Origin of the sequence: Sinorhizobium kostiense, assembly GCF_017874595.1 — a bacterium.
Classification (GTDB): domain Bacteria; phylum Pseudomonadota; class Alphaproteobacteria; order Rhizobiales; family Rhizobiaceae; genus Sinorhizobium; species Sinorhizobium kostiense.
Genome location: NZ_JAGILA010000004.1, coordinates 168,217 through 194,070 on the forward strand (window position 1 = coordinate 168,217; position 25,854 = coordinate 194,070).

At 63.5% G+C, this 25,854-nt stretch carries 19 protein-coding genes; 5 read left to right on the forward strand and 14 right to left on the reverse strand.

Annotation, left to right across the window (positions count from 1 at the left end; translation table 11 throughout):
- The first annotated feature begins 56 nt into the window (after nt 1–56).
- From J2Z31_RS16160 to J2Z31_RS16170, 3 genes are read left to right on the forward strand one after another with little or no spacing between them, the layout of a single operon-like run.
- Complete coding sequence (locus tag J2Z31_RS16160) at nt 57–2,504, forward strand: GcvT family protein (protein ID WP_209602591.1); 2,448 nt, start codon at nt 57–59, stop codon at nt 2,502–2,504.
- A complete protein-coding gene (locus tag J2Z31_RS16165; RefSeq protein ID WP_209602592.1) occupies nt 2,501–4,948 on the forward strand; it encodes a GcvT family protein in 2,448 nt (815 codons plus the stop codon). The genes J2Z31_RS16160 and J2Z31_RS16165 overlap by 4 nt, the downstream gene beginning before the upstream one ends.
- Nucleotides 4,949–4,971: 23 nt before the next feature.
- A complete protein-coding gene (locus J2Z31_RS16170) occupies nt 4,972–6,516 on the forward strand; it encodes a trimethylamine methyltransferase family protein (protein WP_209602593.1) in 1,545 nt (514 codons plus the stop codon).
- 196 nt (nt 6,517–6,712) lie between these two features.
- Here the strand turns inward: J2Z31_RS16170 and J2Z31_RS16175 are convergent, their stop codons facing one another.
- The 10 genes from J2Z31_RS16175 to J2Z31_RS16220 all read right to left on the reverse strand — a co-directional run bounded on the left by J2Z31_RS16175 (nt 6,713) and on the right by J2Z31_RS16220 (nt 18,351).
- Entirely contained in the window at nt 6,713–7,234 is a 522-nt protein-coding gene (locus J2Z31_RS16175) for a hypothetical protein (RefSeq protein WP_209602594.1), read from the reverse strand.
- 72 nt (nt 7,235–7,306) lie between these two features.
- Nucleotides 7,307–8,437 (reverse strand): ABC transporter substrate-binding protein, encoded by a 1,131-nt coding sequence (locus J2Z31_RS16180; RefSeq protein ID WP_268828488.1) that lies wholly within the window; start codon nt 8,435–8,437, stop codon nt 7,307–7,309.
- Nucleotide 8,438: 1 nt separating this feature from the next.
- On the reverse strand, nt 8,439–9,101 hold the full coding sequence (gene fhuF / locus J2Z31_RS16185) for a siderophore-iron reductase FhuF (RefSeq protein WP_209602967.1): 663 nt from the start codon (nt 9,099–9,101) through the stop codon (nt 8,439–8,441).
- A gap of 100 nt (nt 9,102–9,201) precedes the next feature.
- Entirely contained in the window at nt 9,202–11,400 is a 2,199-nt protein-coding gene (locus J2Z31_RS16190) for a TonB-dependent siderophore receptor (RefSeq protein ID WP_209602596.1), read from the reverse strand.
- A 336-nt stretch (nt 11,401–11,736) separates the two neighbouring features.
- Nucleotides 11,737–13,164 (reverse strand): gamma-aminobutyraldehyde dehydrogenase, encoded by a 1,428-nt coding sequence (locus tag J2Z31_RS16195; protein ID WP_209602597.1) that lies wholly within the window; start codon nt 13,162–13,164, stop codon nt 11,737–11,739.
- 23 nt (nt 13,165–13,187) lie between these two features.
- The gene (locus J2Z31_RS16200) at nt 13,188–14,003 is read right to left on the reverse strand and encodes an ABC transporter permease (RefSeq protein WP_209602598.1); all 816 of its coding nucleotides are present in this window, start codon (nt 14,001–14,003) and stop codon (nt 13,188–13,190) included.
- The gene (locus J2Z31_RS16205) at nt 13,993–14,943 is read right to left on the reverse strand and encodes an ABC transporter permease (RefSeq protein WP_209602599.1); all 951 of its coding nucleotides are present in this window, start codon (nt 14,941–14,943) and stop codon (nt 13,993–13,995) included. Before J2Z31_RS16205 ends, J2Z31_RS16200 begins: the two co-directional genes overlap by 11 nt.
- A complete protein-coding gene (locus tag J2Z31_RS16210) occupies nt 14,940–15,944 on the reverse strand; it encodes an ABC transporter ATP-binding protein (RefSeq protein ID WP_209602600.1) in 1,005 nt (334 codons plus the stop codon). The genes J2Z31_RS16205 and J2Z31_RS16210 overlap by 4 nt, the downstream gene beginning before the upstream one ends.
- Nucleotides 15,945–16,159: 215 nt before the next feature.
- A complete protein-coding gene (locus J2Z31_RS16215) occupies nt 16,160–17,320 on the reverse strand; it encodes an ABC transporter substrate-binding protein (protein ID WP_209602601.1) in 1,161 nt (386 codons plus the stop codon).
- Nucleotides 17,321–17,442: 122 nt separating this feature from the next.
- Nucleotides 17,443–18,351, reverse strand: a complete 909-nt coding sequence (locus tag J2Z31_RS16220; protein ID WP_209602602.1) for a LysR substrate-binding domain-containing protein — start codon at nt 18,349–18,351, stop codon at nt 17,443–17,445.
- A gap of 121 nt (nt 18,352–18,472) precedes the next feature.
- On the opposite strand from J2Z31_RS16220, the gene J2Z31_RS16225 reads away from it, so the two are divergent.
- Together J2Z31_RS16225 and J2Z31_RS16230 are read left to right on the forward strand one after the other, a co-directional pair.
- Nucleotides 18,473–19,396, forward strand: a complete 924-nt coding sequence (locus J2Z31_RS16225; RefSeq protein ID WP_209602603.1) for an alpha/beta hydrolase — start codon at nt 18,473–18,475, stop codon at nt 19,394–19,396.
- Between the two features lie 184 nt (nt 19,397–19,580).
- Nucleotides 19,581–19,871, forward strand: a complete 291-nt coding sequence (locus tag J2Z31_RS16230) for a GIY-YIG nuclease family protein (protein WP_209602604.1) — start codon at nt 19,581–19,583, stop codon at nt 19,869–19,871.
- Nucleotides 19,872–20,120: 249 nt separating this feature from the next.
- Here J2Z31_RS16230 and J2Z31_RS16235 read toward each other — a convergent pair whose 3' ends face one another.
- From J2Z31_RS16235 to J2Z31_RS16250, 4 genes are all read right to left on the reverse strand, one after another.
- On the reverse strand, nt 20,121–22,118 hold the full coding sequence (locus tag J2Z31_RS16235; RefSeq protein WP_209602605.1) for a CocE/NonD family hydrolase: 1,998 nt from the start codon (nt 22,116–22,118) through the stop codon (nt 20,121–20,123).
- A gap of 178 nt (nt 22,119–22,296) precedes the next feature.
- Nucleotides 22,297–23,928, reverse strand: coding sequence for an ABC transporter ATP-binding protein (locus J2Z31_RS16240; protein ID WP_209602606.1), 1,632 nt, complete (start codon nt 23,926–23,928; stop codon nt 22,297–22,299).
- Nucleotides 23,921–24,748 (reverse strand): ABC transporter permease, encoded by an 828-nt coding sequence (locus J2Z31_RS16245; protein WP_209602607.1) that lies wholly within the window; start codon nt 24,746–24,748, stop codon nt 23,921–23,923. Before J2Z31_RS16245 ends, J2Z31_RS16240 begins: the two co-directional genes overlap by 8 nt.
- Nucleotides 24,745–25,854 (reverse strand): ABC transporter permease, encoded by a 1,110-nt coding sequence (locus J2Z31_RS16250; RefSeq protein ID WP_209602608.1) that lies wholly within the window; start codon nt 25,852–25,854, stop codon nt 24,745–24,747. Before J2Z31_RS16250 ends, J2Z31_RS16245 begins: the two co-directional genes overlap by 4 nt.

The window sequence follows — 25,854 nt, forward strand, 5'->3', positions numbered from 1 at the left end:
TTGCTTGATGCCTCGTTTTTCCTCGACGAAGATCGCGACAGAAGAGGGAGCCATGCATGTCGAATTTGCCGTCTCACGCACGCGTCGTGATCATCGGCGGGGGAGCCGTCGGGGCCTCCTCGCTCTACCATCTTGCCAAGGCTGGCTGGACCGATTGCGTGCTTCTCGAGAAAAACGAGCTCACCGCCGGCTCGACCTGGCACGCGGCCGGAAATGTGCCGACCTTCTCCTCCTCCTGGTCGATCATGAACATGCAGCGCTATTCGGCTTCGCTCTACCGCGAGCTCGGGGCACGCGTCGACTATCCGATGAACTATCATGTCACGGGGTCGATCCGCCTCGGCCATTCGAAGGAGCGGCTCAAGGAGTTCAACCGCGTCGTCGGCATGGGGCGCTACCAGGGCATGGATCTCGATATCCTGACGCCGGGCGAGATGACGAGCCGTTATCCGTTCCTCGAAACGCACGATCTGACCGGTGCCCTCTACGACCCCTATGACGGCGATATCGATCCGGCGCAACTGACCCAGGCGCTTGCCAAGGGTGCACGCGATCTCGGCGCGAAGGTCATCCGCTTCTGTCCCGTAACGGGCGCGCGGCGCGAGAAGGACGAATGGGTGATCGCGACGCCTCAAGGCGACATCCGGTGCGAATATGTCGTCAATGCCGCCGGGTATTATGCCCGCGAGGTCGGCAAGATGTTCGGTCGCGACGTGCCGATGATGGTGATGAGCCATCAATATATTCTCTTCGACGAAATCCCGGAGCTTGCCGCCTGGTCGAAGGAGGTTGGCCACAAGCTGCCGCTGCTCAGGGACGTCGACTCCTCCTATTATCTCCGGCAGGAGAAATACGGCATGAATCTCGGGCCCTATGAGCGGAACTGCCGTGCACATTGGGTCACGCCGGACGATCCGATGCCTGAGGATTTCTCCTTCCAGCTCTTCCCGGACGATCTCGACAGGCTCGACTGGTATCTGAACGACGCCGTCGTGCGGGTGCCGATCCTCGGCACGGCCGGCTTGTCGCGCATCATCAACGGCCCCATTCCCTACGCCCCGGACGGCAATCCGCTGATCGGGCCGATGCCGGGTGTGCCAAACGCTTTCGAGGCCTGCGTCTTCACCTTCGGCATTTGCCAGGCGGGCGGGGCGGGCAAGGTGCTGGCCGAATGGGTGACCGAAGGCCAGACGGAGTGGGACATGTGGTCCTGCGATCCGCGGCGCTACACCGACTACACCGACCAGAACTATTGCATCGCCAAGGGCATGGAAATCTACGGCCACGAATATGCGATGCACTTCCCGAAGCACTATTGGCCGGCCGGCCGAAACAAGAAGCTCTCGCCGATCCACGACCGGATCGCCGCGCTCGGCGCCCAGTTCAAGCCCTATAACGGCTGGGAACGGGCAATGTGGTATGCAAAGCCCGGTGACGATACATCCGAGGAGGCGACGCAGACCTGGGGGCGCGAAGGGCCCTGGGCGAAGCGGATCGAGGAGGAGTGCCTCGCCGTGCGCGACGCTGCCGGCATTCTCGACTTGCCGGGCTTCTCGCGTTTCCGCTTGAAAGGCGAGGGCGCCCGCGAATGGCTCTCCGGCCTCGTCACCGGGCGCGTGCCGAAGCCGGGACGCATCGGGCTCGCCTATTTCGCGGATGACAAGGGCCGGATCGTCACCGAAATGTCGGTGATGGCGATCGAGGAGGATTTCTTCTTCCTGATCACCGCGGCGACGGCGCAATGGCACGATTTCGAGTGGCTGCGGAAGCACCGCCCTGCCGATGCCGCCTTCACGCTCGACGATGTGACGGCGAATTTCGCCTGCCAAATCCTGACCGGGCCGAAGACGCGGGCGATCCTTGCCGAGGTCTCCGACGCCGATCTTGCAATGCCATGGCTGACGCATCAGACCGCGCAGATCGCAGGGCGCGATTGCCAGCTCGTGCGGGTCTCGTTCGCTGGCGAGCTCGGCTGGGAAATACATACCAAGGTGGAGGATACCGCGACGATTTTCGACAGGGTCTGGGAGGCCGGGCAGATGCACGGGCTCGAACCATTCGGCATGGAGGCGCTCGACAGCCTGCGCATCGAGAAAGGTTATCGCGCCTGGAAGGGCGATCTTTCGACTGACTACACCATCCTCCAAGGGGGGCTCGAGCGCTTCGTCGACTGGTCGAAGCCGGACTTCAAGGGAAAGGCCGCGCTGGAGCGTGAGAAGCAGCAGGGCGTGGCGAAACGCTTCGTGACGCTGACCGTCGAGGCGGGAGAGTGCGACGCGCCCTACATGTCGACGCTGTGGTTCGACGGACAAGTCGTCGGCGAGACGACCTCCGGCAATTGGGGCTACCGGGTCGGCACGTCGATCGCGCTCGGCATGCTTCGCGCCGATCTCGCGCTGCCTGGACAGGAGGTCGAGGTCGAAATTTTTGGTGACCGGTTCAAGGCCACCGTTCAGCCGGACCGGCCGCTCTGGGATCCCTCGAATGAAAGATTGAAGGCATGACGAGATCCATCCCCGCAAAGGCGCGCGTGGTCATCATCGGCGGTGGCGTATCCGGCTGCTCGGTCGCCTATCACCTGGCGAAGCTTGGCTGGAGCGATGTCGTGCTGCTCGAGCGCAAGCAATTGACCTCAGGCACCACCTGGCACGCGGCCGGGCTGATCGGTCAGCTTCGGGCCTCCCAGAACATGACTCGGCTGGCGAAGTATTCGGCCGATCTTTACGTCAAGCTCGAATCCGAGACCGGCATCGCCACCGGCATGCGCCAGAACGGCTCGATTACCGTGGCGCTGACGGACGAGCGCAGGCAAGAGATCTACCGGCAGGCTTCGCTCGCCCGCGCCTTCAATGTGGATGTGCGCGAAATCAGCCCTGGCGAGGTGAAGGAACTCTATCCGCATCTCAACGTCGCCGACGTCAAGGCAGCCGTGCACTTGCCGCTCGACGGCCAGTGCGACCCCGCCAATATCGCCATGGCGCTTGCCAAGGGCGCGCGGCAGAACGGCGCGACGATCATCGAGGGGGTGAAGGTCACTTCCGTCCTTGAGAAAAACGGCCGCGTCACCGCTGTCGTCTGTGAGCAGAAAGGCGAGCGCTTCACGATCGAGACGGAAAACGTCGTCAATTGTGCCGGTATGTGGGGCAGGGAACTGGCCCGGCAGTCCGGCGTCACCTTGCCGCTGCACGCCTGCGAGCACTTCTATGTCGTCACCGAGGCGATTGCGGGCCTCAGCCGGCTGCCGGTGCTTCGCGTGCCGGACGAGTGCACCTATTACAAGGAGGACGCCGGCAAGATGCTGATCGGCGCCTTCGAGCTTGAGGCGAAGCCGTGGGGGATGGAGGGTATCCGCGAGGACTTCTGCTTCGATCAGTTGCCGGAAGACTTCGACCACTTCGCCCCGATCCTCGAAATGGCGGTGAACCGCATGCCGATGCTCGAGACGGCCGGCATTCACACCTTCTTCAACGGGCCGGAAAGTTTTACTCCCGACGACCGCTACTATCTCGGCGAGGCGCCGGAGCTCAAAGGCTATTGGATTGCGGCCGGCTACAATTCCATCGGCATCGTTTCGTCCGGTGGTGCCGGCATGGCACTGGCGCAATGGATGAACGACGGCGAGCCGCCTTTCGATCTCTGGGAGGTGGATATCCGCCGCGCCCAGCCATTCCAGAAAAACCGCGCCTATCTCAAGGAGCGCGTCTCGGAAACGCTCGGCCTGCTCTATGCCGATCATTTCCCCTATCGCCAGATGGCGACAGCGCGCGGCGTCCGCCGCTCGCCGCTGCATGAGCATCTTAAGGCGCGCGGCGCCGTCTTTGGCGAGGTGGCGGGCTGGGAGCGCGCCAATTGGTTTGCGCGAGAGGGTCAAGAGCGCGAGTACCGCTATTCCTGGAAGCGGCAGAACTGGTTCGAGAACCAGCGGGAAGAGCATCTGGCCGTCCGCAACGGCGTCGGCCTTTTCGACATGACCTCCTTCGGCAAGATCCGGGTCGAGGGCCGCGATGCGCTCGCCTTCCTCGAGCGCCTTTGCGCAAACCAGATCGATGTCGAGCCGGGCCGCATTGTCTACACCCAGATGCTGAACGCCCGCGGCGGGATCGAAAGTGACCTGACCGTCACGCGGCTTTCCAAGACCGCCTTCCTCCTTGTCGTGCCGGGCGCCACGCTGCAGCGCGACCTCGCCTGGCTCCGCAAGCATCTCCGAGGCGAGTTCGTGGTGATCACGGACATGACAGCCGCCGAAAGCGTGCTCTGCCTCATGGGGCCAAGATCGCGCGAACTGATGCAGAAGGTCAGCCCGAACGATTTCTCCAACGATGCCCATCCCTTCGGCACGGCGCGCGAGATCGAGATCGGCATGGGGCTCGCCCGCGCCCACCGCGTCACCTATGTCGGCGAGCTCGGCTGGGAACTCTATGTCTCGACCGACCAGGCGGCGCATGTCTTCGAAGTGCTGGAGGGGGCCGGGCAGGATGTCGGCCTCAAGCTCTGCGGGCTGCACACGCTCGACAGTTGCCGCATCGAAAAGGCGTTCCGCCATTTCGGCCACGACATCACCGACGAGGATCATGTGCTGGAAGCGGGTCTCGGCTTCGCGGTCAGGCCCGAGAAGGGCGACTTCATCGGCCGCGAAGCGGTGCTCTCCAAGCGCGAGAAAGGCCTCACTCGTCGGCTGGTGCAGTTCCGTCTTGCCGATGCGGAGCCGCTGCTCTTCCACAATGAGGCGATCGTCCGCGACGGCGAGATCGTCGGCACGATCACGTCCGGCAATTACGGCCACCATCTCGGGGCCGCGATCGGGCTCGGCTACGTGCCGTGCCAGGGGGAGAGCGAGGCGGAGGTGCTGGCGTCCACCTATGAGATCGAGATCGCCGGAACGCGGGTCAAGGCTGAGGCGTCGCTGAAACCGATGTACGACCCTCGGGCGGCTCGGGTGCGGGTGTAACTGCTTGTTTGGGAGATATGGCGATGGCTGAGGAATGCACAATTGCGGCTTCGAGACGGTCCGGCGGACGGGCGGCGCGGGTCGCCTTGCGCTCGGCACCGTTGGCCGAGAATATCCGGCCTGTCCGCCCAGGTCTTTCCGGCGGTCAGTACAAGCCGCTCACCGAGCAAGGCGTCGAGCGCATCCATCAGGCGGCGCTCGATGCCCTGGAAAAGATCGGCCTTGCCAATGCGCCGAAGTCGGGGGTCGAAATCATGACCGGCGCCGGTGCCATCCTTGGCGAGGACGGGCGCATCCGGTTTCCGCGGGCGCTGGTCGAGGACATGCTGGCGATTGCCGCGCGCGACATCACGCTTTGCGCCCGGGATCCGAAGCAGGACCTCCGGCTCAGCGGCACCCGCGTCTACTACGGCACGGCGGGTGCTGCGGTGCATGTCGTCGATGTCGAGAAGCGGGAGTATCGCGAATCCACGGCGAAGGATCTCTTGAACGCCGCCCAGCTCGTCCACCATCTCGACAATGTGCACTTCTTCCAGCGGGCGATGGTCTGCCGGGATATTCCGGACAATTTCCTGATGGACATCAATACGCTCTATGCGTGCTGCGCCGGCACGACCAAGCATGTCGGCACCAGCTTTTCCGATCCTGCCCATGTCGAGGGCTGTTTCGATCTCCTGCACATGATCGCCGGCGGCGAGGACAAGTGGCGCGACCGGCCCTTCGTCTCGAATTCCAACTGCTTCGTCGTGCCGCCGATGAAATTCGCCGAGGAAAGCTGCGTCACCATGGAGAAGTGCATCCGTGGCGGCATGCCCGTCCTCCTGCTTTCCGCCGGGCAGGCGGGTGCCACAGCACCGGCGCCGCTCGCAACTGCGATCGTGCAGGCCGTCGCCGAATGCCTGGCTGGGGTCGTCTATGTCAACGCGCTGTCGCCGGGTCACCCGGCTGTCTTTGGCACATGGCCCTTTGTCTCCGATTTGAGGACCGGCGCCATGTCCGGCGGCTCCGGCGAGCAGGCGCTGCTGACGGCGGGCTGCGCACAGATGCATCAGTTCTACCGCCTGCCCGGCGGCGCTGCGGCGGGAATCGCCGACGCGAAGCTCCCGGACATGCAGGCCGGCTGGGAACAGGCGATCTCGAACGTCATGGCCGGGCTTTCCGGATTGAACATGGTCTACGAGGCCGTCGGCATGCATGCATCGCTGCTCGGCTTCTGCCTGGAATCGCTGGTGCTCGGAGACGACATGCTCGGACAGGTGCAGCGCTGCATCCGCGGCATCGACGTCACGGAGGATTCGGTTTCGATCGACACCATGCGCTCCGTCTGCCTCGATGGCCCCGGCCACTATCTCGGCCATCCCCAGACGCTCGGCCTGATGCAGACGGAATATATCTACCCCGCCGTCGCCGACCGCACCAGCCCGAAGGAATGGGCGGAGATCGGCAGGCCGGACCTCGTCAAGCGCGCGATCGAGCGGAAGAACCAACTCCTCGCGGACGCCGCATCTTCGCTGATTGCGCCGGAGATCGATCGGGCGATCCGAGAGAGGTTCAGGATTTACTGCTGAGACGGGTGTTTGAGGGTTTCGTTATTACCCCTCCCCAACCCCTCCCGACAGGTGGGAGGGGCTTCGGTGCTTGCTGCAGCCGCCAGCCACTTTCAAACGTTGCGCCTGGCGTCCGCCCCAAGATGGCTGAAGCGAGTGCGGCAAAGCAAGCCCCTCCTACCTGTGGCGAGGGGTTTGGGAGGGGCCATTCCTGGCATCACCTTTCCGTCGCGCCCCTGACCTGGCTCACCTGGTAGCTCCACTTCGGCGTGACCGGCGCTTCATCGGCCCTGAACGGGAACGTGAGAAAGGTTTCGAAGGGGCGGCTTTGGCCTCCCGGCACGCGAAGGAGGATGAGTGCCGTGTCGTCGCCGATGCGCCGGCATTTGCCATCGGGGCAGTCTTCCAGCGTCACGGTCAGCCGGAAATATTCCAGCGTGATGGCGGAGCTGTTTTCGATGGTGCCGCGGACCCGGTAGCTGCGCCGGGCCTCATTCGGTTCGAAGGTGAGGTTCCGGAGCGCGATATCGGACGCCGAGAGCCCCGCCGCAGTCTGCGTCGGCCGAGGCGACGGAGCCTGCTCGGGCGTGCCTTCGCTCAGCCAGATCAGAAAAGCGGCGGCAAGCCCCAGAGCGACGGCAACGGAGAGAACCGGCTCCACCCAATTGCGAAATCTGCCATAGCGGACCGCCAGATAGACGATGACCACGCCCAACGCTAACGCAATCAGCCACAGCATGAAGAGCCTCCCGATAGAGTCTTATATAGGGCGGGGCGTGACTGGCAATGACCGGATGACCGCAACCGCGGGTCATTGCCCTGGCTGCAGGCTGATCCAGTAGCTGCCGTCGAACGGAACGGCGGCGAAGCGGCGGTTGATCTCTGCAAGCGTTTCGGCCGGATCGACATCCGGAAAGATGTCCGGGCGGAGCCAGGCGGCGAAGGCTTCCGCGGCGACGATGTTGAGCGGGATGGCGTTGAAGAAGTTCCAGAGGCCATGCACGCGTCCGCTGCGCACCGCCGCAGTACTCGCCATTACCGGGGTGTCGACCGCCGCAGCAAGCGTCCGCTCCGCCTCGTCGGCGCCGACGCCTGGCCCAACGGAGAGGCCGCTGTATTTTCCGCCGGGAGAGGAGGTGGCGATATAGACTTCGGGATTTTCTGCCATGATCGCTTCGGCGTTCACCATGCCGCCTGGACGCGGCAACCTGCCGGCGGCGATGTTGCGGCTGCCGGTGAGCTCGATGAATTCGCCGAGGCCGCCGACGCCGTAGGCCCAACAGCATCGGTCCGCTCCCGGGAAGGCTTCCATAAGGACCGTCGGTCCGGGTCGCGCATGCTTGGCGACGCGGTCGCGAATGCGGGCAAGCCGCTCCTCATAAAATCCTGCGAACTCCTCGGCCTTTTCTTGCCTCTCGAAGATCCGGCCGAGCAGACGCATGGCGCCGGGTGTCTTCTTCAAGGCGTCGTCGTTGAAATCCACGACCACGACGGGAACGCCGACGGACGAGAGAAAGTCGATCGCGCGCTGACCGGCTTCCGTATCGGCCTGCCAATTGGCGAGGACCGCGAGATCCGCTTTCAGCGTCAGCAGCGTTTCGAAGGAAAGTCCGGGGCCGCTGCCATCGTCGATCCGAGGCACCTCGGCAAGGCTTGGGAATTTCCTGACGAAGGCCTCGTAAAGCTCGGGATTGTCGTCCTTCATGTCGCCGGACCAGCCGGCAAGCAGGCTTACCGGATCGGGATGAACGAGCGACAGTGCAACGAGATTGAAACCGCTGCCGAGAAGGACCGCCTTGGGCGGGGCAGGGACAGTCACCTGCCTCCCGGCGGAATCGGTGATGGTCATGGGCCATTCGGTCTCGGCCTTCGCGGCACCAGCGAAAGGAACGAGCAGCAAAAGGACGAAGGCCCGGAGAACGACGGTGAGGCGATGAAGCAAATCACTGTTTCCTTTGGCTGGGAAGAGCGCAGAGGCTGCCGCAGCTGGGCACGCCCGGCAGGAGGTATCTGAGACAGCAGATCTTGCGGCGACAGACGCGCGCTCCATCCTCCTCCTCTTCATAGCGCAGGCAATCGAAGAAGGGGTTGGGAGTGCCGTCAGGCATCAGCCGAAGCGCAATCATTGAGTCGGCCTGATCGGCCAGGGGCGCGGCTCCGGCTGTGCGCAGCGCGTGGTCGATATAGACGGCAGCATTGTTCCAGGAGAGTTTCGGCGATATGCCGCCGCTCGACTTGAGGTGTGCCACCACCTTGGAAAGGTGCGCCTCCATGAGGGGCGCGAGAAGCGCGAAGATTTCCTCCCCACTGTCGATTGGACGGTCGCCGGACGTCGCCACCCCGAAGCCGCGGGGAAGGCCATCGGCCGAAAGCGCCACGGTCATCTCCTCGAAGTCGACCGGGAGCACCTGATTTTCGAGCACCCGCGCAACGACGTACGGGATCGTGAGATACGAGAAATAATAGAGCGACCACATGGAGGCCACAGCGCGGCGATCGGTACCGCCTGAGGTCTCGGCATAGGTGGAAATCGCCAGGTCGAATGCAGCGGAGCCGAAGAATTCGGGCAAGGGCATGCCGTCGGAGAGGTCCTCCGACAGCACCATCTTCTCGTTGCACCAGGCATGCGGACCGGCAAAGGCTGCCGACAGGCCCGGGGGCCGGCCGGCTTGCGGCGTGCGGTCATGGCCGTCTGGTGCCACGGCGTCACCAGTTGTAGCGCAGCGAGCCGATGACGGTGCGGCCCTGGTCGCGGTAGCAATAGTTCGACGTGCATGTAATGTCGCGACGATCGAAAAGATTGGTCGCGTTCACCTGCAGGCGGAGCCCCTCGTACTTCTTGTCGATCGCCGCGAAGTCGTAGTGGACGGACGCATCGAAGAGCACCCGCGAATCGTTCTTGAGCGTGTTCGTATCGTCGCCGTAGCTCGAGCCGATGTAGCGTGCACCGAAACCGAAACCGAGGCCCTCGGCGACGCTGTCCTCGGGCATCGTGTAGTCCGCCCAGATGGAGGCGAGGTGGAATGGCGTGCTGGAGACGTAGTTGCCGACCGTTCCGGCGGAGCCCTCGAGGATCTTCAGGTTGGTGTAGCTATAGGCTGCTGTCAGCGAGAGGCCGTTTTCGAGGCTCGTCGTCGCCTCCAGCTCGAACCCGCGCGAGCGCAGCTTGCCGCGCTGGACCTGCGTGTTGACCGTATTCACCACGTCCCAGAAGATGCCGTTCTTCTGATCGATGTTGAAGAGCGCCGCGGTCAACAGCACGTTGTAGTCGGACAAAAGGTACTTGACGCCGATTTCTTCCTGCGTGCTTTCGGTCGGCTTGAAGGGCTGGTTCGTTTGCCTGTTGATGCCGACGTTTGGCGAGAAGGCCGTCGAGAAGCTGGCATAGGGCGCGAGGCCGAAGTCGGTCTCGTACGTCAGACCGACACGGCCGGAGAAGGCGCGGTCATCCTGCGACGTATTCGTCGTCGTGTTCGTCGTCAGGTCCGTCATGCTGCTGTCTGTCCAGACCCAGTCGTAACGACCGCCGAGCGTCAGCGTCCAGGCGCCGTAGCGGATCTGGTCCTGCAGATAGGTACCGAGCTGCCATTGATCCTGCTTGTTGCTGGAGGTGAAGGAAGGGGTCGCGATAGAACCGCCAAAGTTGGGATTGTTCATGTCGAATGGATCGATCGCGGCCTCGCCGCCCAGAGCCTTGTAATTGACTTTCGCGACGTCGATTCCTGCAAGGAGGGTGTGGTCGAACACGCCTGTTTCGAACCTCGACTCCAACTGGTTGTCAAAGACGAGAGCCGTCAGCCGTTCGTCAAAGGTCCCGGCGTGGCGGGCGACGAGGTCGGGATGAAGTACGCCGCTGGTGTCGGTGTAGGGTCCCCAGCCATAGACATAGTCGGCGTCGATATGCAGCGCCGAGAAGCGTAAGTTCTGGCGGAAGGTCAACGCGTCGCTGAAACTGTGCTCGAATTCGTAGCCGATGCGCCCCTGATTCTGGATCGAATCGTTGAACGCCGGATCGCCGAGGAAGAAGTCGGTAACGGAACCGAAGCCCTCATTGTAGAAATCGTTGTAATAGGCGGCGGTGCCACCGGTTTTGGTGCGTGTATATTCGCCGAGGACCGTCAGCTTCGTGTCCTCGTCCGGCTGCCAGGTGAAGGCAGGGGCGATATAGGCGCGGTTGTCCGGGACGCCCAGCTGTTCGGTGTTGGAATCGCGCAAAAGGCCTGTGAGGCGATAATAAACCGGGTCGGTTTCGTTGGCCGGCCCGGAGAAGTCGAACTGTCCCTGATAGCGGTCATGGCTTCCCAACTGCACCTGCACTTCCCTGAGCGTCTCTTCCGTCGGCCGCTTGGTGATGAGGTTATAGAGACCGCCGGCGCCAGTCGCTCCGTAAAGCGCCGAGGAGGGGCCACGAAGAATCGAGACACCTTCGAGGCCGTAGGGCTCATTCTTGTAGAGCGATGAGCCGGCCCCCGGTTGGCGAAGATTGTCGCGGAAAACGCCGGTATAGGTCACGTCGAAGCCGCGCACGAAGAAGGCATCGAAGCGGGGGTCGAAGCCGTAGGCGCCGACGCGGGTGCCGGGGGTGTAGGAGAGGGTTTCGAGCAGCGTCTGCGGATTGCGGTCCTTCAATTGCTGCTCGGTGACGGACGAGATCGATTGTGGCGTCTCGAGGAAGGGCGTGTCCGTCTTGACGCCGGTCGCACTGCTGATGCCGACATAGCCTTCCGCGGTGATCACGCCGCCGCTGCCGCCATTCACCACGAGAGTTTCAAGGGCGGTCGAATCTCCGCCGGAGGCTTCTTCTCCTGTCTCCTGTGCCTGCGCGGAGGCGACGAAGGCGAGGGCGGAGGTGCCAGCAAGCATGGCACGGAGAAGCGTCGGGAGGTTGGCATGTAGTCTGGGCATGCAGCGCAACTTTCAGTTTTCAGTTGAATAACTTTTAACATGAGCTGAATACTCATGTTTATTGTGCGCGCAAGTGTGATTTTATGAGTTATTGACTCATGTTTACGAGTTTGTGGGAAATGTGCAACAGCGGCGACGGGAGCGCCCGCGGTGTCGCGCCTGCCTCCGAAGCATGGGTCATTGATGATACGATCGACCGGGCGCGGGACTCGCCCCTCATCCCGCTGCCGCGACCTTCTCCCCGCAGGCGGGGAGAAGGGGCAAATGGCACCGCCGGTGTTCCCTCGCCCCGCCTGCGGGGAGAGGGCTAGGGTGAGGGACAAATTCAAACAGACGTCAGCCGTGATTGATCATGATGTGGCGAACGGCCGTATAGTCCTCGAGCGCATAGACCGACATGTCCTTGCCGTAGCCCGACTGTTTGACGCCGCCATGCGGCATTTCGTTGGTCAGCATGAAATGGGTGTTGATCCAGGTGCAGCCATATTGCAACCGGGAGGCGGCCTTCATCGCCTTGCCAATGTCCTTCGTCCAGACGGAGGAGGCGAGGCCGTAGTCGCTGTCGTTCGCCCAACCGATCACGTCGTCTTCACCCGAAAAGCGAGTCACGGAGACGACCGGGCCGAAGACTTCGCGCCGAACGATCTCGTCCGCTTGCGTCGCGCCGGCGACGACGGTCGGCTGGAAGAAGAAACCTTCTTCGCTGCCGGGGCGGCCGCCGGTGGTAATCTCGATGTGCCTCTGCTCGGCGGCCCGCTCGACGAAGCTTGCGACGCGATCGCGCTGGCGCTTCGAGATCAAGGGGCCGATCTCGTTTTCCAAGTCGTCGGCGAGATTAAAGCGGATCGTCGAGACGGCGGCCGAAAGGTCGGCGACGAACCTCTCATAGACGCCGGACTCGGCGTAGATCCGGCAGGCGGCGGTGCAGTCCTGGCCGGCATTGTAGTAGCCGAAGGTGCGGATACCATTGACGACGGCTTCGAGTTCGGCATCGTCATAGACGATGACCGGCGCCTTGCCGCCGAGTTCGAGATGCGTGCGCTTCACGGTTTTCGCGGCGGCGGTCAACACCTTCTTGCCCGTCGCAATATCGCCGGTGATCGACACCATGGCGACCTTCGGATGATTGATCAGCGCGTTGCCAACCGTCTCGCCGCGCCCGGCGATGACGTTGACGACGCCTTCGGGAAGGATGTCGGCCAGGAGGCGCGCAAGCTTCAACGCCGTCAGCGGCGTCTGCTCCGACGGCTTGAAGACGACGGTGTTGCCCCCGGCGATCGCCGGCGCGAGCTTCCAGGCCATCATCATCAGCGGGTAGTTCCAGGGCGCGATCGAGCCGACAATGCCGATCGGATCGCGGCGGATCATCGAGGTGTGGCCGGCAAGGTATTCGCCCGCCGTCGGCGCATGCAGGTTGCGCACCGCGCCGGCGAAGAAGCGCCAGCAATCGATGATTGCCGGCAGTTCGTCGTTCTTCACCGCATTGATCGGCTTGCCGCAGTTTAGCGCTTCGAGCGCGGCGAAGTCGTCCGCATTCCTCTCGATCGCGTCGGCGATCCTCAACAGATAGCCCGAGCGCTCGGCCGGCGTTGTCTGAGACCAGGTCATGAAGGCGCGTTCGGCGGCCTCGACCGCGGCGTCGATCTGCGCATGGGAGGCTTCGGCAAGATCGAGGATCTTGGCGCCCGTTCTCGGATTGAGGATAAGTTCCTCTGCCTCGGTCCCGGCTTCGAAGCGCGATCCGATCAGGAGTTGGGTGTCCATGTCTGTTCTCCCTTGGTTTGATGTCACTTGCTAGCGCCGGCGATCTGGTCGCCATCGCGGGTGAGGTAATAGGCGCCGAGGATCGGCAGGAAGGTGACGATCACCACGACCATCGCGACGACATTGGTGACCGGGCGCTGGCGCGGACGGATCAGCTCTTCGAGCATCCAGATCGGCAGCGTCGACTGCTGCCCGGCGGTAAAGGTGGTGACGATCACCTCGTCGAACGAAAGCGCGAAGGCGAGCATGCCGCCGGCAAGCAGCGCCGTGCCGATATTCGGCAGGATGACATAGCGGAAGGTCTGGAAGCCGTCGGCGCCGAGGTCCATCGAGGCCTCGATCAGCGACCCGGAGATGCGCCGGAAGCGCGCGACCGCATTGTTGTAGACGACGACGATGCAGAAGGTCGCGTGTCCCAGCACGATCGTCCAGAAGGAAAAGGGGATCTCCGCGATCGAGAAGGCCGAGCGAAGCGCGATGCCGGTGATGATACCGGGAAGAGCGATCGGCAGGATGACGAGAAGTGAGATCGTTTCGCGGCCGAAGAAGCGGGTCTGGCTCACCGCGGCGGCACAGAGCGTGCCCAGCACCAGTGCGAAAGCGGTCGCGATCGAGGCCACCTTGACGGAGAGCGTCAGCGCCGCCCAGACGTCCGGCCGGCTCCAGGCGACCGCGAACCATTGCGTGGTCAGCCCGGGGGGTGGGAACTGGTAGCTTTTCTCCTCGGTGGTGAAGGCGTAGAGAAAGATCAAGAGGATCGGCAGGTGCATGAAGGCGAGGCCGGCGGCAGCGGCGATCTTCAGTCCAAACGGAGCGCGGTTCGATTTCTCAGAGCGCATCGAAGGCCCCCATGCGTTTGGCCATCCAGAGATAGGCGCCCATGATGACGATCGGCACCACCGTGAAGGCGGCGGCGAGCGGGATATTGCCGGCGGTGCCCTGCTGGGCATAGACGGCCTGGCCGATGAAGAGCCGCGACGAGCCGATGATCTGGGGGATGATGTAGTCGCCGAGCGTCAGCGAGAAGGTGAAGATCGACCCGGCGACGATGCCCGGCAGCGCCAGGGGGAAGATGACGTGGCGGAAGGTCTGCGCCGGCGTGCCGCCGAGGTCGGACGAGGCTTCGATCAGGGTTGCCGGCACGCGCTCCAGCGCCGCCTGGATCGGCAGGATCATGAAAGGCATCCAGACATAGACGAAGACGATGAAGGTGCCGGTGTAGCTGATCGACAGCGAGTTGCCGCCGACGATCGGCAGCGATAGCCAGGCATCGAGCAGCCAGAGAAGGTTCAGCTTGGCAAAGAACCAGGTGAGAATGCCCTCCTTGGCGAGGACCAGCTTCCAGGCATAGACCTTGACGAGATAGCTCGACCAGAGCGGCAGCATGACGGCGAGATAGAACACCGCCTTCCATTTCCCGCGAGCGTAGCGGGCGGCGTAATAGGCGATCGGAAAGGCGATGACAGCCGAAGCGAGCGTTACCAGCGCCGCCATGAGCACAGTGCGCAGGATGATGTCGAGATTGGCCTCGGTCAGAAGCTGGCGATAGGTGGCGAGCGTGAACTCGTAATTGATCAGGCCTGAAAATTCGTCGATCGAGAAGAAGCTCTGCAGCAGAAGCGCGAAGAGCGAGCCTAGATAGACGATGCCGAGCCATATGAGAGGCGGCCCGAGCAGCACCGCCAAAAGCACATGCGGGTGCCTCCAGAAGAAGTCCGAAACGCGGCCTGCGGTGCCGCGACGCTCCGGCACGACGAAGCTATCGGCAACGATCGTCATGCGTCCTCCATGGGATGGAGGTCATGGGCGGCGAAGCTCAACGTCACCGGACTGCCGATGGCGGGGGCACCCCGAGCCGCCGGGCTGGCGACTGCGATTCGCGCGCCGTCGACGCCGACGTCGACGACGATGCGATTGGTCGCGCCGAGGAAGCTATGGGAGGCGACGGTGCCGGAGAGGCTAAGCGCACCATTCATCGGCGGGGCGATCGCCACCGCCTCGGGCCTGAGGCTTGCGAACGCGGCATTCAGCCCGAGCGCCTGGCACAGCTTGGCCGAAAGTACGTTGGACGAGCCGACGAAATCAGCGACGAAGCGGGTCCTCGGGCGGTTGTACACCTCCTCCGGCGTGCCGAGCTGCTGGATGCGCCCGTCGTTGAAAACGGCGAGCCGATCGGCCATCGACAGAGCCTCGCCCTGGTCATGGGTGACGAACACGAAGGTTATGCCGAGCGACTTCTGCAGGCTCTTCAACTCCTCCTGCATCTGTTCGCGGAGCTTCAGATCAAGCGCGCCGAGTGGCTCGTCAAGGAGCAGAACCTTCGGCTTGTTGACGAGCGCGCGGGCAAGCGCCACGCGCTGCCGCTGGCCGCCGGAAAGCTGGCCCGGCCGGCGCCCGCCGTAGCCCGGCAGCTTGACCATGGCCAGCGCATCCTCGGCGGCCTTGCGCCGTTCCTCGCGTCCGATGCCTTTCACCATCAGCCCATAGGCGACGTTTTCGAGGATGGAGAGGTGCGGGAAGAGGGCATAATCCTGGAAGACGGTGTTGACGCTGCGCCGGTAGGGCGGCACGCCCTCGGCGGTCTCGCCGAAAATCTCGATATGGCCGCCGGTCGGCTGCTCGAAGCCGGCCAACAATCGGAGACAGGTCGTCTTGCCGGAGCCGGACGGCCCGAGCATGGCGAAGAATTCGCCCTCGGCAATTGCGAGATTCACGCGATCGACGGCGCGTATGGCGCCGAAGTGGCGGGACACGTTGTCGAAGAGGACGGCGGTTGTCATTGTCGACTCCAGATGATGCTGCCCCTCATCCGCCCTGCCGGGCACCTTCTCCCCGCTCGCGGGGAGAAGGGCATCCGCGGCCGGCGTCTTGTTCCAACTGCCATGCCTGAAGGGTCGGGCACGGTCGTCCCCTCTCCCCGCAAACAGGGAGAGGGCCAGTCCTCGGGTTTAAACCCGAGGAGAGGGGCAAATGCTTGCGATATGAGGGCGCCTGCTCACCGCCCGCCGATCACGCCGATATAATCGGAGACCCAACGGTGATAGGGCACGCATTCGCCCTGGCTTTCGCACTTCGACACCGGCGTCTTCCAGAACTTGACCCGTTCGAAGTCGTTATAGCCGTTGGTGGCGCAGCCTTCGTCGGTCAGGAGCGCGTTGCCCTTGCAGGCGGCGCCGACCGAAGGGTTGGCGCCGAACCAGGCCGAGACATCGCCTTGCACCTTCGGCGAAAGCGTGTGTTCCATCCACATATAGGCGCAGTTCGGATGCTCGCTCTCGGCATGCAGCATCGTCGTGTCAGCCCAGCCCGTCACCCCTTCTTCGGGGATGACCGAGTCGATCGGCAGCTTCTCGGCCTTCATCAGGTTCACCTGGAAGGGCCAGGATCCGGAGGCGACGACGCCCTCGTTCTTGAAATCGTCGATCTGGATCATCGCGTCGTGCCAGTAACGACCGACGAGCGTGCGCTGGACGCGCAGCAGGTCGAGGGCGGCCTTGTACTGCTCTTCGTTGAGCTCATAAGGGTCCTTGATGCCGAGCTCCGGCTTGTGCGCCATCAGGTAGTTGGCGGCGTCGGCGACGTGGATCGGGCCGTCATAGGCCTGGACGCGGCCCTTGTTGGACTTGCCGTCGGGTAGCGTCACCTCCTCGAAGACGACGTTCCAGCTTTTCGGCGGCTCACCCTTGAAGACTTCCGTATTGTACATCAGCACGTTCGGACCCCAGACATAGGGGGTACCGTAATGGACGTCGTTCACCGTGTGCCAGGGCGCATTCTGCATCCGCTCGTCGATCGTCTTCCAGCTCGGGATGAGGTCCGTGTTGATCGGCTGGACGCGTTTGCCGGCGACGAGGCGCAGCGACGCGTCGCCGGAGGCGGTGACAAGGTCGAAACCGCCTTCGTTCATCAACGCCACCATCTCGTCGGAGGTGGCGGCGGTCTTCACGCTGATCTTGCAGCCAGTCTTGTTCTCGAAATCCGTGACCCAATCGTAGTTCTTGTCGGTTTCGCCGCGCTCGATATAGCCAGGCCAGGCGACGATCGAGAGTGCGCCTTCGCCCGGACCGAGCTCTTTCAGCGGCTCCTGCGCAAGGGCGGGCGCGACGAGGCCCAGCGAAAGGGTCAGCGCCGTGCAGCATTTCATGGTCTGCTTCATCTGAAGTCTCCCCGGTTGCGCCGCCGGTCGGCGGCTTTGTTCCCGAGGGGGAGCGTGCTCCCAATCCGCCGCATTCGCAAATTCATTAATCAGAATGTCGTTATCGGTTTTGCCGATATCGATCAGCGGGGACGGGCGCTGCGCAGGGCTTCGGCGATGCCGACGAAATCGCGCGCCGATTGCGGCAGGCTCGAGCCCTTGCGCCAGACCATGCCGACCTGGACGACCGGCAGCGCGCCCGAGACGTCGCGGCTTTCGATCCGGTCGCCTTCGAGCGACCATGGGCGATAGACGAGGTCAGGGAGGAGCGCGATGCCGGCGCCGGTCGCGACCAGGCTCCTGACCGCCTCAACCGAGCGGGTGCGGAAGGCGACATGCGGACGGGCGCCGAGCGCCGTCAAAAGCTTGCCGGTATTCTCCTCGATCTCGTCCACGGTCAGCATGATCAGCGGTTCCCTGCCGATATCCTCGACCGAGATGATGTCGGCGCTGACCAGCGGGTGGCCGATCGGGAGCCAGAGCCGATAGGGGGAGGTCTCCAGGATTTCCGCTTGAAGCGCCATGCGGTCGCGCAGGTTGGAGATGACCATCACCGCCACGTCGAGTTCGCCGCCGATCAAGAGATGTTCGAGATAGGAGCCGTTGTCTTCAATGGCACTCACCTCGACGCCAGGACAGGCGCGGCGATAGCGGGCGAGCAGGTCGGAGAGCACGTAGCCGGCGACGAGCGAGGTCACGCCGAGATTGAGCTTGCCGCCACGTTCCTCGCGGTTCTCCGCGAAGCTCCGTCGGGCGTCGGAAACATCCGCCAGGATCTTCGTCGCATGGCGCAGGAACTGATGGCCGTTATGGGTGATCGAAAGTCCGCGCGGATGGCGGTCGAAGAGCTCCACGCCAAGGTCGCCTTCGAGCTCCTTGAGCGCTTCGGTGATCGAGGACTGCGAGATCGAGAGGTTCTGCGCCGCGCGCGTGACGGAGCCCTGTTCGGCGACGGCGACGAAATATTGCAATTGCCGGAGTGTGAATGCCATGCGCGAGTTAATACTGGCGGCCGATGCGAAGGCAAGCGGCTTCACGGCTGCGTCAGGTTCTGCCGTATATTGGCGTGCGCGGTGGAGCGTCGATGGTAAGCTCTCACCGAAGGAGCCCGGGATGGATATGTCAGGATCGAAGTCGATGCCGGCGGAGGCGGAGATACTCGCCTTCAATGAACGTTGCGAGAGATTTTATCCGGCGGATGCCGTGAATGCTTCCGTAGAGCAGCAGCGGCAATGGTATGACGCGCTCTGCGCCGAATTCGATGCCCCGTCGCCCGGGGGACTGACGCGGCGCGACGAGCAAGTCCGGGGGACAATCCCGGTCCGGCATTATCGGCCGGCGGAGGTCGCGACCGAGACACGCATCTTCTACGTCCATGGCGGCGGCTTCGTCGTCGGGTCGCTCGCGAGCCATGACGCGATCTGCGCCGAGCTTGCGCATGGCGCCCGGGCCGAATTGACTTCGGTAGACTATCGGCTGGCTCCCGAGCATCCCTGGCCGACAGCATTCGAGGATTGTTACGGGGTGCTTGAGGCGCTGGTTGCCGACGGACGGACGCTGGTCGTCGCCGGCGACAGCGCCGGCGGCAATCTTGTGGCGGGCATCGTGCTCAAGGCGAAGGCCAATGGCCTTTCCGGCGTGGTAGGGCAGGCGCTGGTCTATCCCGGCCTTGGCGGCGATCTCGTCAGCGGATCCTACGCGGAGATGTCGGAGGCGCCGGGGCTTTCGACGGCGGACGTTGCTTACTATCGCGAGGTATTGAAGGCGCCGGCCGACGACGTCTTTGCCTTTCCGTTGAAGGCCGAGGACCTTGCCGGATTGCCACCCGCCTATATCACGGCCGCCCGTTTCGATCCGCTGCGCGACGATGCACGCCGCTATGCGGCGCGGCTCGTTGAGGCTGGCGTCGACGTCACCTTCCGCGAGGAGCCGCAGATGATCCATGCGTGGCTCCGGGCACGGCATATGAGTCCTGGTGCGCGGGATGGGTTCCGTCATCTGGTGCAGGGCGTGGCGGAACTGGTGGGGACGGCGTGAGCGCCGGTGGGAACGGCGTGAGCGCCGGTGGGAGATTGATCTTGCTGAGTCATTCACGGCGCGGACGCGCCGTGGCTGGATCCCTGTGACGAGCACAGGGATGAGGAGTTTGTGGACTGACTTGTGCGCAACCGCGGCGACTGTCGCTTGCTGAAACGTTGCCAGTCGTGCACGCTGAGGCTGAATGAAGGGCTATGTCTATATACTGGCATCCAAGCGAAACGGGACGCTCTATACCGGCGTTACCCGTGACCTCTCGCGGCGGCTGTTCGAGCATCAGAACAACCTGACACCCGGCTTCACGTCCAAATACGGTGTGAAGACGCTGGTCTGGTTCGAAGAGTTTGATTTGCTGACAACCGCCATCACGCGGGAGAAAACAATCAAGAGGTGGCCGCGCAAGTGGAAATTAAACCTGATAGAGCAGATAAATCCGGATTGGGAAGACATCTCGCACTATCTGCTCGGACTATAGGCCAGTGCTGCCGTTCGTTTTGGACGCAGCGTTTCCCACCCCTCCCTCATCCCTGTGCTTGTCACAGGGATCCAGCCACGGCGCGTCGGCGCCGTGAATGACTCTGTATCTGCGGTCTGGAGCAGATAGGCTTTACCAAGGACCACTCTCGCGCCAAGGACTTGGGCTGGATTCCCGTGACGAGCACAGGAATGAGGCGGAGAACGCAGCCAGGCCCTCGCTGAACAGGCCTCCCGCCCGCGCCACCGCTCACATCATATCCCGCCGGATCCGCTTCTCGAAGGTTTTCGCGAAGATCTGTTCTTCGCCCTCGAAGGCCTCGACCTTCGCCGAGGTGATCCACTCGGTCGCGGTGCAGGAAAGCCGCGACTGCGAGACCGTCTTTAAAGACCTGCCGCTCCGGCGGGCGATGCAGGTCCAGGTGGAGACGCCTGTCATCGAATGGGGATCTCCCGGCGCTATCGACCAGGTTTCCTCTCGGATGTCCTCAGTCGCGACGCCGGTATCCGGGTGCTCGATGAGACCGGTGCCCTCATAAATCCGATAATGTGTCACACCTCTCGTCATGTCCCGTTCGACAGTGCGACGGGTCTGCGGCGGGGATAGTTCGACATAGGCGGGCAGCGGATCGGGATTGGCAGGCTGCGGCACGACGATTTCGCGGTGGTCACCGAGGAGCGGCAATGCGAGTGACAGGCTCGCAGTGTCGATCGTCAGACCCGGATCGGTCGGCGGCGGCAGGATCATCGGCCAGTAGGACGTCGAGAGCGACAGGCGGATGCGATGACCGGCGCGGAAGCGGTAGCCGCAGGCGTCGAGCACCAGCGTGACGCGGGTCTTGTGATTCTTCTCCATCGGCGCCGGTCTGGCATTGCCGTTGCGATGGGCGAGGTTCAAGACGCCGAAGGAGACGCGGGTCGCCGTGCCGTCCGGGTGGATATCGACGAGGCGGGCGACCAGGTTGGCAGTCGCAGCATTGCAGGCGACGTCGAGAGCGAGAACCGGCTGACCGAGATAGTCCTCCCCTTCCAGCAAAGGTCGGGTATCGAAGGTGAGGGAGCCGGCGTCGTCGATGCGCTGGTCGCCAGCCATCTCGGCATCCGGCTTCAGCGTGAAATATTCGCCGGCGGCCGTGCCTGTGTCGAGTGGCGAGCGCAGATAGACGTCGCCGTTGCCTCGCTTCGATGCCGGGGCGGTGGCGAGGCGGCCGTCGCTCGCAACGACGAAGGAGCGCATCTCGGGTGCCGACCACACATCCTTGGCGATCCAGCGACCGGGATCCTCGTTGCGGCGGAGCGCCGGCTTCGGCCCGTCGAGGATATAGGCGCGCATCTGCGGCAGTTGCTCGGCGCCGTTTGGCTCGTTGCGCAGCCATCGGTTCCACCAGCGAATCGCCTCGCTCAGAAAATCCGCCCGCGGCTTCGGCCAGGCAAAATGCGGATATTTGTGCACCCACGGGCCGATCAGCGCCTTGGCCCTGCTGCCGAGGCCTTCGACCGCCTTTATCGGCGTGTTGCGATAACCGTCGGCCCAGCCGGCGATGACGAGCGCCGGAACCGGGAAGCCGTCGAAATCCTCGCATATCGAGCCATGGCGCCAGAAGTCGTCGCGCCGCTGGTGCTCGAGCCACTCCTCGAGGAAGAAAGGCTCGTTTTCCAGCCGTTCCAGCCACATCGTCCGCCAGCCGTCGCCGACGAGTTCCGGGTCTGGCGAGCGCGACTGGTAAGCGAGCATGGTTGCCGCCCAGGAGAGCTGCGCCGAAAGGTGGCAGCCATTCTTGTAGTGGATGTCGTCATTGTAGCGGTCGACCGTCGAGGCAATAGAGATCACCGCCTTCAAGGCGGGCGGCTTGAGGGCTGCCACCTGAAGGCAGTTGAAGCCGCCCCAGGAAATCCCCATCATGCCGACCTTGCCGTTCGACCAGGGCTGCACCGCAATCCACTCGATGATCTCGCATCCGTCGGACAACTCGCGCGGCGTATATTCGCCGTCGATGACCCCTTCGGATTCACCCGATCCGCGAATGTCGACGCGCACGCCGGCAATTCCGGCGGCAGCGAAGGCAGGATAGGTCGATTCATCGCGGGCGCAAGTGCCGTCGCGCTTGCGATAGGGCAGGTACTCGAGCACGGCGGGCACCGGGTTCTGTTCCGTCCCCTCGGGCATCCAGATGCGCGCAGCAAGCCGGGTCCCGTCCTTGAGCGTGATCCATTCGTTTTCGATGACGGTGAAGTTGCGGTCGGCCATTTTGCTCCCTCGCGATAGTCCTGCACGGGGCCCTACTTAAGCGCCCGCGCGTCTTCTCAGACGCACAAAAGTCGCTGCAGTACTTTGTATTGCTGCATATTCTATCTCGCTAGATCGGTTAACGAGGCATGCAGCGGCAGAAGAAGCGGGTGCAGGCGAAAGAATTTTTCGCCTCCGATCAGTTCCCGGCGCTTTCCATACGCCGCGTCTTCAGCACCCTTTCGAGCCAGCCGATCTCCATCTCCGGAACCGACTTCAGGAGAAGATCGGTGTAGTCGTCGAAGGGCGGCGACAGCACTTTCGATTTCGCCCCGAAGCGCACGAGCCGGCCGCGATGCATGACCGCGACGCTGTCGGCGATCGCTCGCACGATGGCGATGTCGTGGGTGATAAAGACATAGGAAACAGCGGTTTCCTCCTGAAGCTTCATCAGCAGATTCAGGATGCCTTCGGCCACCAGCGGGTCGAGTGCCGAGGTCGGCTCGTCACAGAGGATCAGTTCAGGCTTGGCGGCCAACGCCCGAGCGATCGCGACGCGCTGCTTCTGGCCGCCGGAAAGCTCGGCCGGATAGCGGTCGAGAAACCGCGAGCCCATCTCGATCTGGTCGAGCAATTCCTTCACGCGCTCGGTCTTCTTCGCGCCGGACATGCCGAAATAGAAGGAGAGCGGTCTGCCGATGATGTCGCGCACGGTCTGGCGCGGGTTCATCGCCGTGTCCGCCATCTGATAGATCATCTGGATCCGGCGCAGTTCCTCCTGCGCGCGGCCCTTCAGCGCCTTCGGCAGTTCCTTGCCGTCGAACATGATGCGGCCCTCGCTCGGCGGCAGCAGGCCGGTGATGACGCGCGCGAGCGTCGACTTTCCGGACCCGGACTCGCCGACGATCGCCAGCGTCTGCCCCTGCGGCAGGTGCATGGAAACGTCGTGCAGCACCTTGAAGCCGTTGCCGTAGCCGGCGTGGACGTGCTCGATCTTGAGGAGGGCTCCCGATTGATCGCCGGCCTCCTCGCGCTTCGCCTGGCGCACATTGACGAGCGCCCGGGTGTAGTCTTCCCGCGGGGCCTCGATCACCTGCTTCGTCGTGCCGTATTCGACGGTCTTGCCGTGGCGCAACACCATGATGTTGTCGGAGATCTGCGCGACGACGGCAAGGTCGTGCGTGATGTAAAGCGCCGCCGTGTGCGTTTCCTCAATCGCATGCTTGATCGCGGCAAGCACGTCGATCTGCGTCGTTACGTCGAGCGCCGTCGTCGGTTCGTCGAAGACGATCAGTTCGGGATTGGGGCAGAGCGCCATGGCGGTCATGGCACGCTGCAACTGACCGCCCGAGACCTGATGCGGATAGCGCTCGCCGAAGCTTTCAGGGTTCGGAAGGCCAAGCACCCGGAACAGGTAAAGGGCACGCTTTCTTGCTTCTTCCCGGCTCATAAGGCCGTGGCGGAGCGACGCCTCGATCACCTGGTCGCCAAGCTTGTGAGCCGGATTGAAGGCGGCGGCGGCGGATTGGGCCACGTAGCAGACGTGGCGACCGCGCACCTCGTTGATGCCGGCGCGGTCGAGATTCAATATGTCCCTGCCATTGAGCAGCACTTCGCCGCCGGTGATCCTCACGCCACCCCGGCCATAGGCGAGCGCCGAAAGGCCGATCGTCGACTTGCCGGCGCCGGATTCGCCGATGAGGCCGAGCACCTTGCCCTTCTCAAGATCGAAGGACACGCCTTCGACCAGGGTGACCACCTTCGGCGGCTCGCCCGGCGGATAGCTCGTCGCCTCGATCTTGAGGTTCTTGACGGAAAGCAGATCAGGCATCGCCGCGGCCTCCTTTCAGGCTCGAGGTGCGCTTCATCAGCCAGTCGACGACGAGATTGACGCAGATAGCAAGCGTAGCGATCGCAGCGCCGGGGACGAGCGCGGCCGAGATGCCGAAGATAATGCCGTCCTTGTTGTCCTTGACCATGCCGCCCCAGTCGGCGGCCGGCGGCTGAATGCCGAGGCCGAGAAAGGAGAGGGTGGAGAGAAAGAGGATCGAGAAGGCGAAGCGCAGCCCGAACTCCGCAAGCAGCGGCGACAATGTGTTCGGCAGGATTTCGCGGAAGATGATCCAGAGCGAGCCTTCGCCGCGCAATCGCGCCGCCTCGACGAACTCCATCACCGCGACGTCGAGCGCAACGGCGCGGCCGATGCGGAAGACGCGGGTGGAATCGAGCACGGCCATCACGAGGATCAGCACCCAGAGATACTGCGGCAGCACCGCGAGCACGACCAGGGCGAAGATCAGCGTCGGGATCGCCATCATCAGGTCATTGAAACGCGAGAAGAGTTGGTCGACGAAGCCGCCCATCACGGCTGCCGCGAAGCTCAAGATCATACCGAGCGCGAAGGAGAGCACGGTTGCCGCCAGCGCCACGAAAATAGTGGTGCGGGCACCGTAGATCAGGCGTGAGAGCAGGTCGCGCCCGAGATTGTCGGTGCCGAGCACAAAGTCGCCGCCCGCCGGCAGCCAGATCTCGCCGACGATCTCGCGCTCGCCAAAGGGCGCGATGAGCGGCGCGAAAATTGCGCAGAGGACGGCGATGGCGATGCCGACGATGCCGACCCAGGCGCTGATTGGAATGGATTTCACGTTCATCGCGGGTGCCTCAGTCTCGGATTGGCGAGAATGGCGAGAATATCGGCCGCCATGTTGAGGAAGATGTAGAAGGCCGCGAAGATCAGGCCGCAGGCCTGCACGACCGGCATGTCGCGCACGGTCACCGCATCCACCATGTACTGCCCCATGCCGGGATAGACGAAGACGACTTCGACGACGACCACGCCGACGACCAGATAGGCGAGGTTGAGCGCGATGACGTTGATCACCGGCGCCACCGCGTTGGGCGCGGCATGGCGGGCGATGATGCGGAAGGTGCCGAGGCCCTTGAGCTCGGCGGTCTCGATATAGGCAGAGGACATGACATTCAGGATCGCCGCCCGCGTCATGCGCATCATGTGGGCGAGGACGACCAGCACGAGGGTTGCAACCGGAAGGGCGATCGCCGACAGCCGCTCGGCAAGAGTCATGGTGTCGTAGACGGTGGCCGGAAAGGTGGCGACGCCCAATTCGACGGCGAAAACCATGATCAGGAGATAGCCGATGAAGAATTCCGGCAACGAGATCGCAGCAAGCGAGATCACATTGATGATCTTGTCCGGCATTCGGTTGCGAAATTGCACCGCCAGCATGCCGAGGCCGACGGCGAGCGGCACCGAGATGAGCGCGGCGAAGAAGGCGAGGAAGAGCGAATTGCCAAGTCTTTTGGCGATCTGCTCGCTGACCGATTGCTTGCTTGCCCACGAGGTGCCGAAGTCGCCCTTGACCGCGCCGCCGAGCCAGCTCAGGTAGCGTTCGCTCCAGGGCCTGTCGAGGCCGAGATCCTTGCGGATGTTTTCGACCGCCTGCGGCGTCGCCGACTGGCCGAGATAGGTGGTGGCGAAATCGCCCGGGAGCGCTTCGACGCCGCCGAAAATCATCAGCGAAACGGCGAAGAGAAGCCCGATGCTCAAGCCGAGGCGCTTGAGGATCAGCGCCGCGAGGGGACGGCGAAAGACGAAGCGCCGCCAGGACGTGCCACCGATCTCGGCCGAGTCGGTGGGGTGGGGTTTTGCTGGCACTCCGGCTAGGTCGGCGGACTGCGCGCCGAGATCACGCGCAGTCCCTTCCGTCAGAACCGGACCAGTGATCGGTCCGCTTCCCAT

Bases quoted from the DNA above. Each gene is read 5' to 3' on its own strand.
- J2Z31_RS16195 (WP_209602597.1), bottom strand. From the start codon at position 13,164: ATGGACACCCAACTCCTGATCGGATCGCGCTTCGAAGCCGGGACCGAG.
- J2Z31_RS16165 (WP_209602592.1), top strand. From the start codon at position 2,501: ATGACGAGATCCATCCCCGCAAAGGCGCGCGTGGTCATCATCGGCGGT.
- J2Z31_RS16160 (WP_209602591.1), top strand. From the start codon at position 57: ATGTCGAATTTGCCGTCTCACGCACGCGTCGTGATCATCGGCGGGGGA.
- J2Z31_RS16230 (WP_209602604.1), top strand. From the start codon at position 19,581: ATGAAGGGCTATGTCTATATACTGGCATCCAAGCGAAACGGGACGCTC.
- J2Z31_RS16245 (WP_209602607.1), bottom strand. From the start codon at position 24,748: ATGAACGTGAAATCCATTCCAATCAGCGCCTGGGTCGGCATCGTCGGC.
- J2Z31_RS16250 (WP_209602608.1), bottom strand. From the start codon at position 25,854: ATGGGAAGCGGACCGATCACTGGTCCGGTTCTGACGGAAGGGACTGCG.
- J2Z31_RS16190 (WP_209602596.1), bottom strand. From the start codon at position 11,400: ATGCCCAGACTACATGCCAACCTCCCGACGCTTCTCCGTGCCATGCTT.
- J2Z31_RS16205 (WP_209602599.1), bottom strand. From the start codon at position 14,943: ATGACGATCGTTGCCGATAGCTTCGTCGTGCCGGAGCGTCGCGGCACC.
- J2Z31_RS16175 (WP_209602594.1), bottom strand. From the start codon at position 7,234: ATGCTGTGGCTGATTGCGTTAGCGTTGGGCGTGGTCATCGTCTATCTG.
- J2Z31_RS16225 (WP_209602603.1), top strand. From the start codon at position 18,473: ATGGATATGTCAGGATCGAAGTCGATGCCGGCGGAGGCGGAGATACTC.
- J2Z31_RS16200 (WP_209602598.1), bottom strand. From the start codon at position 14,003: ATGCGCTCTGAGAAATCGAACCGCGCTCCGTTTGGACTGAAGATCGCC.
- J2Z31_RS16220 (WP_209602602.1), bottom strand. From the start codon at position 18,351: ATGGCATTCACACTCCGGCAATTGCAATATTTCGTCGCCGTCGCCGAA.
- J2Z31_RS16210 (WP_209602600.1), bottom strand. From the start codon at position 15,944: ATGACAACCGCCGTCCTCTTCGACAACGTGTCCCGCCACTTCGGCGCC.
- J2Z31_RS16170 (WP_209602593.1), top strand. From the start codon at position 4,972: ATGGCTGAGGAATGCACAATTGCGGCTTCGAGACGGTCCGGCGGACGG.
- fhuF (WP_209602967.1), bottom strand. From the start codon at position 9,101: ATGGTGCTGTCGGAGGACCTCTCCGACGGCATGCCCTTGCCCGAATTC.
- J2Z31_RS16215 (WP_209602601.1), bottom strand. From the start codon at position 17,320: ATGAAGCAGACCATGAAATGCTGCACGGCGCTGACCCTTTCGCTGGGC.
- J2Z31_RS16235 (WP_209602605.1), bottom strand. From the start codon at position 22,118: ATGGCCGACCGCAACTTCACCGTCATCGAAAACGAATGGATCACGCTC.
- J2Z31_RS16240 (WP_209602606.1), bottom strand. From the start codon at position 23,928: ATGCCTGATCTGCTTTCCGTCAAGAACCTCAAGATCGAGGCGACGAGC.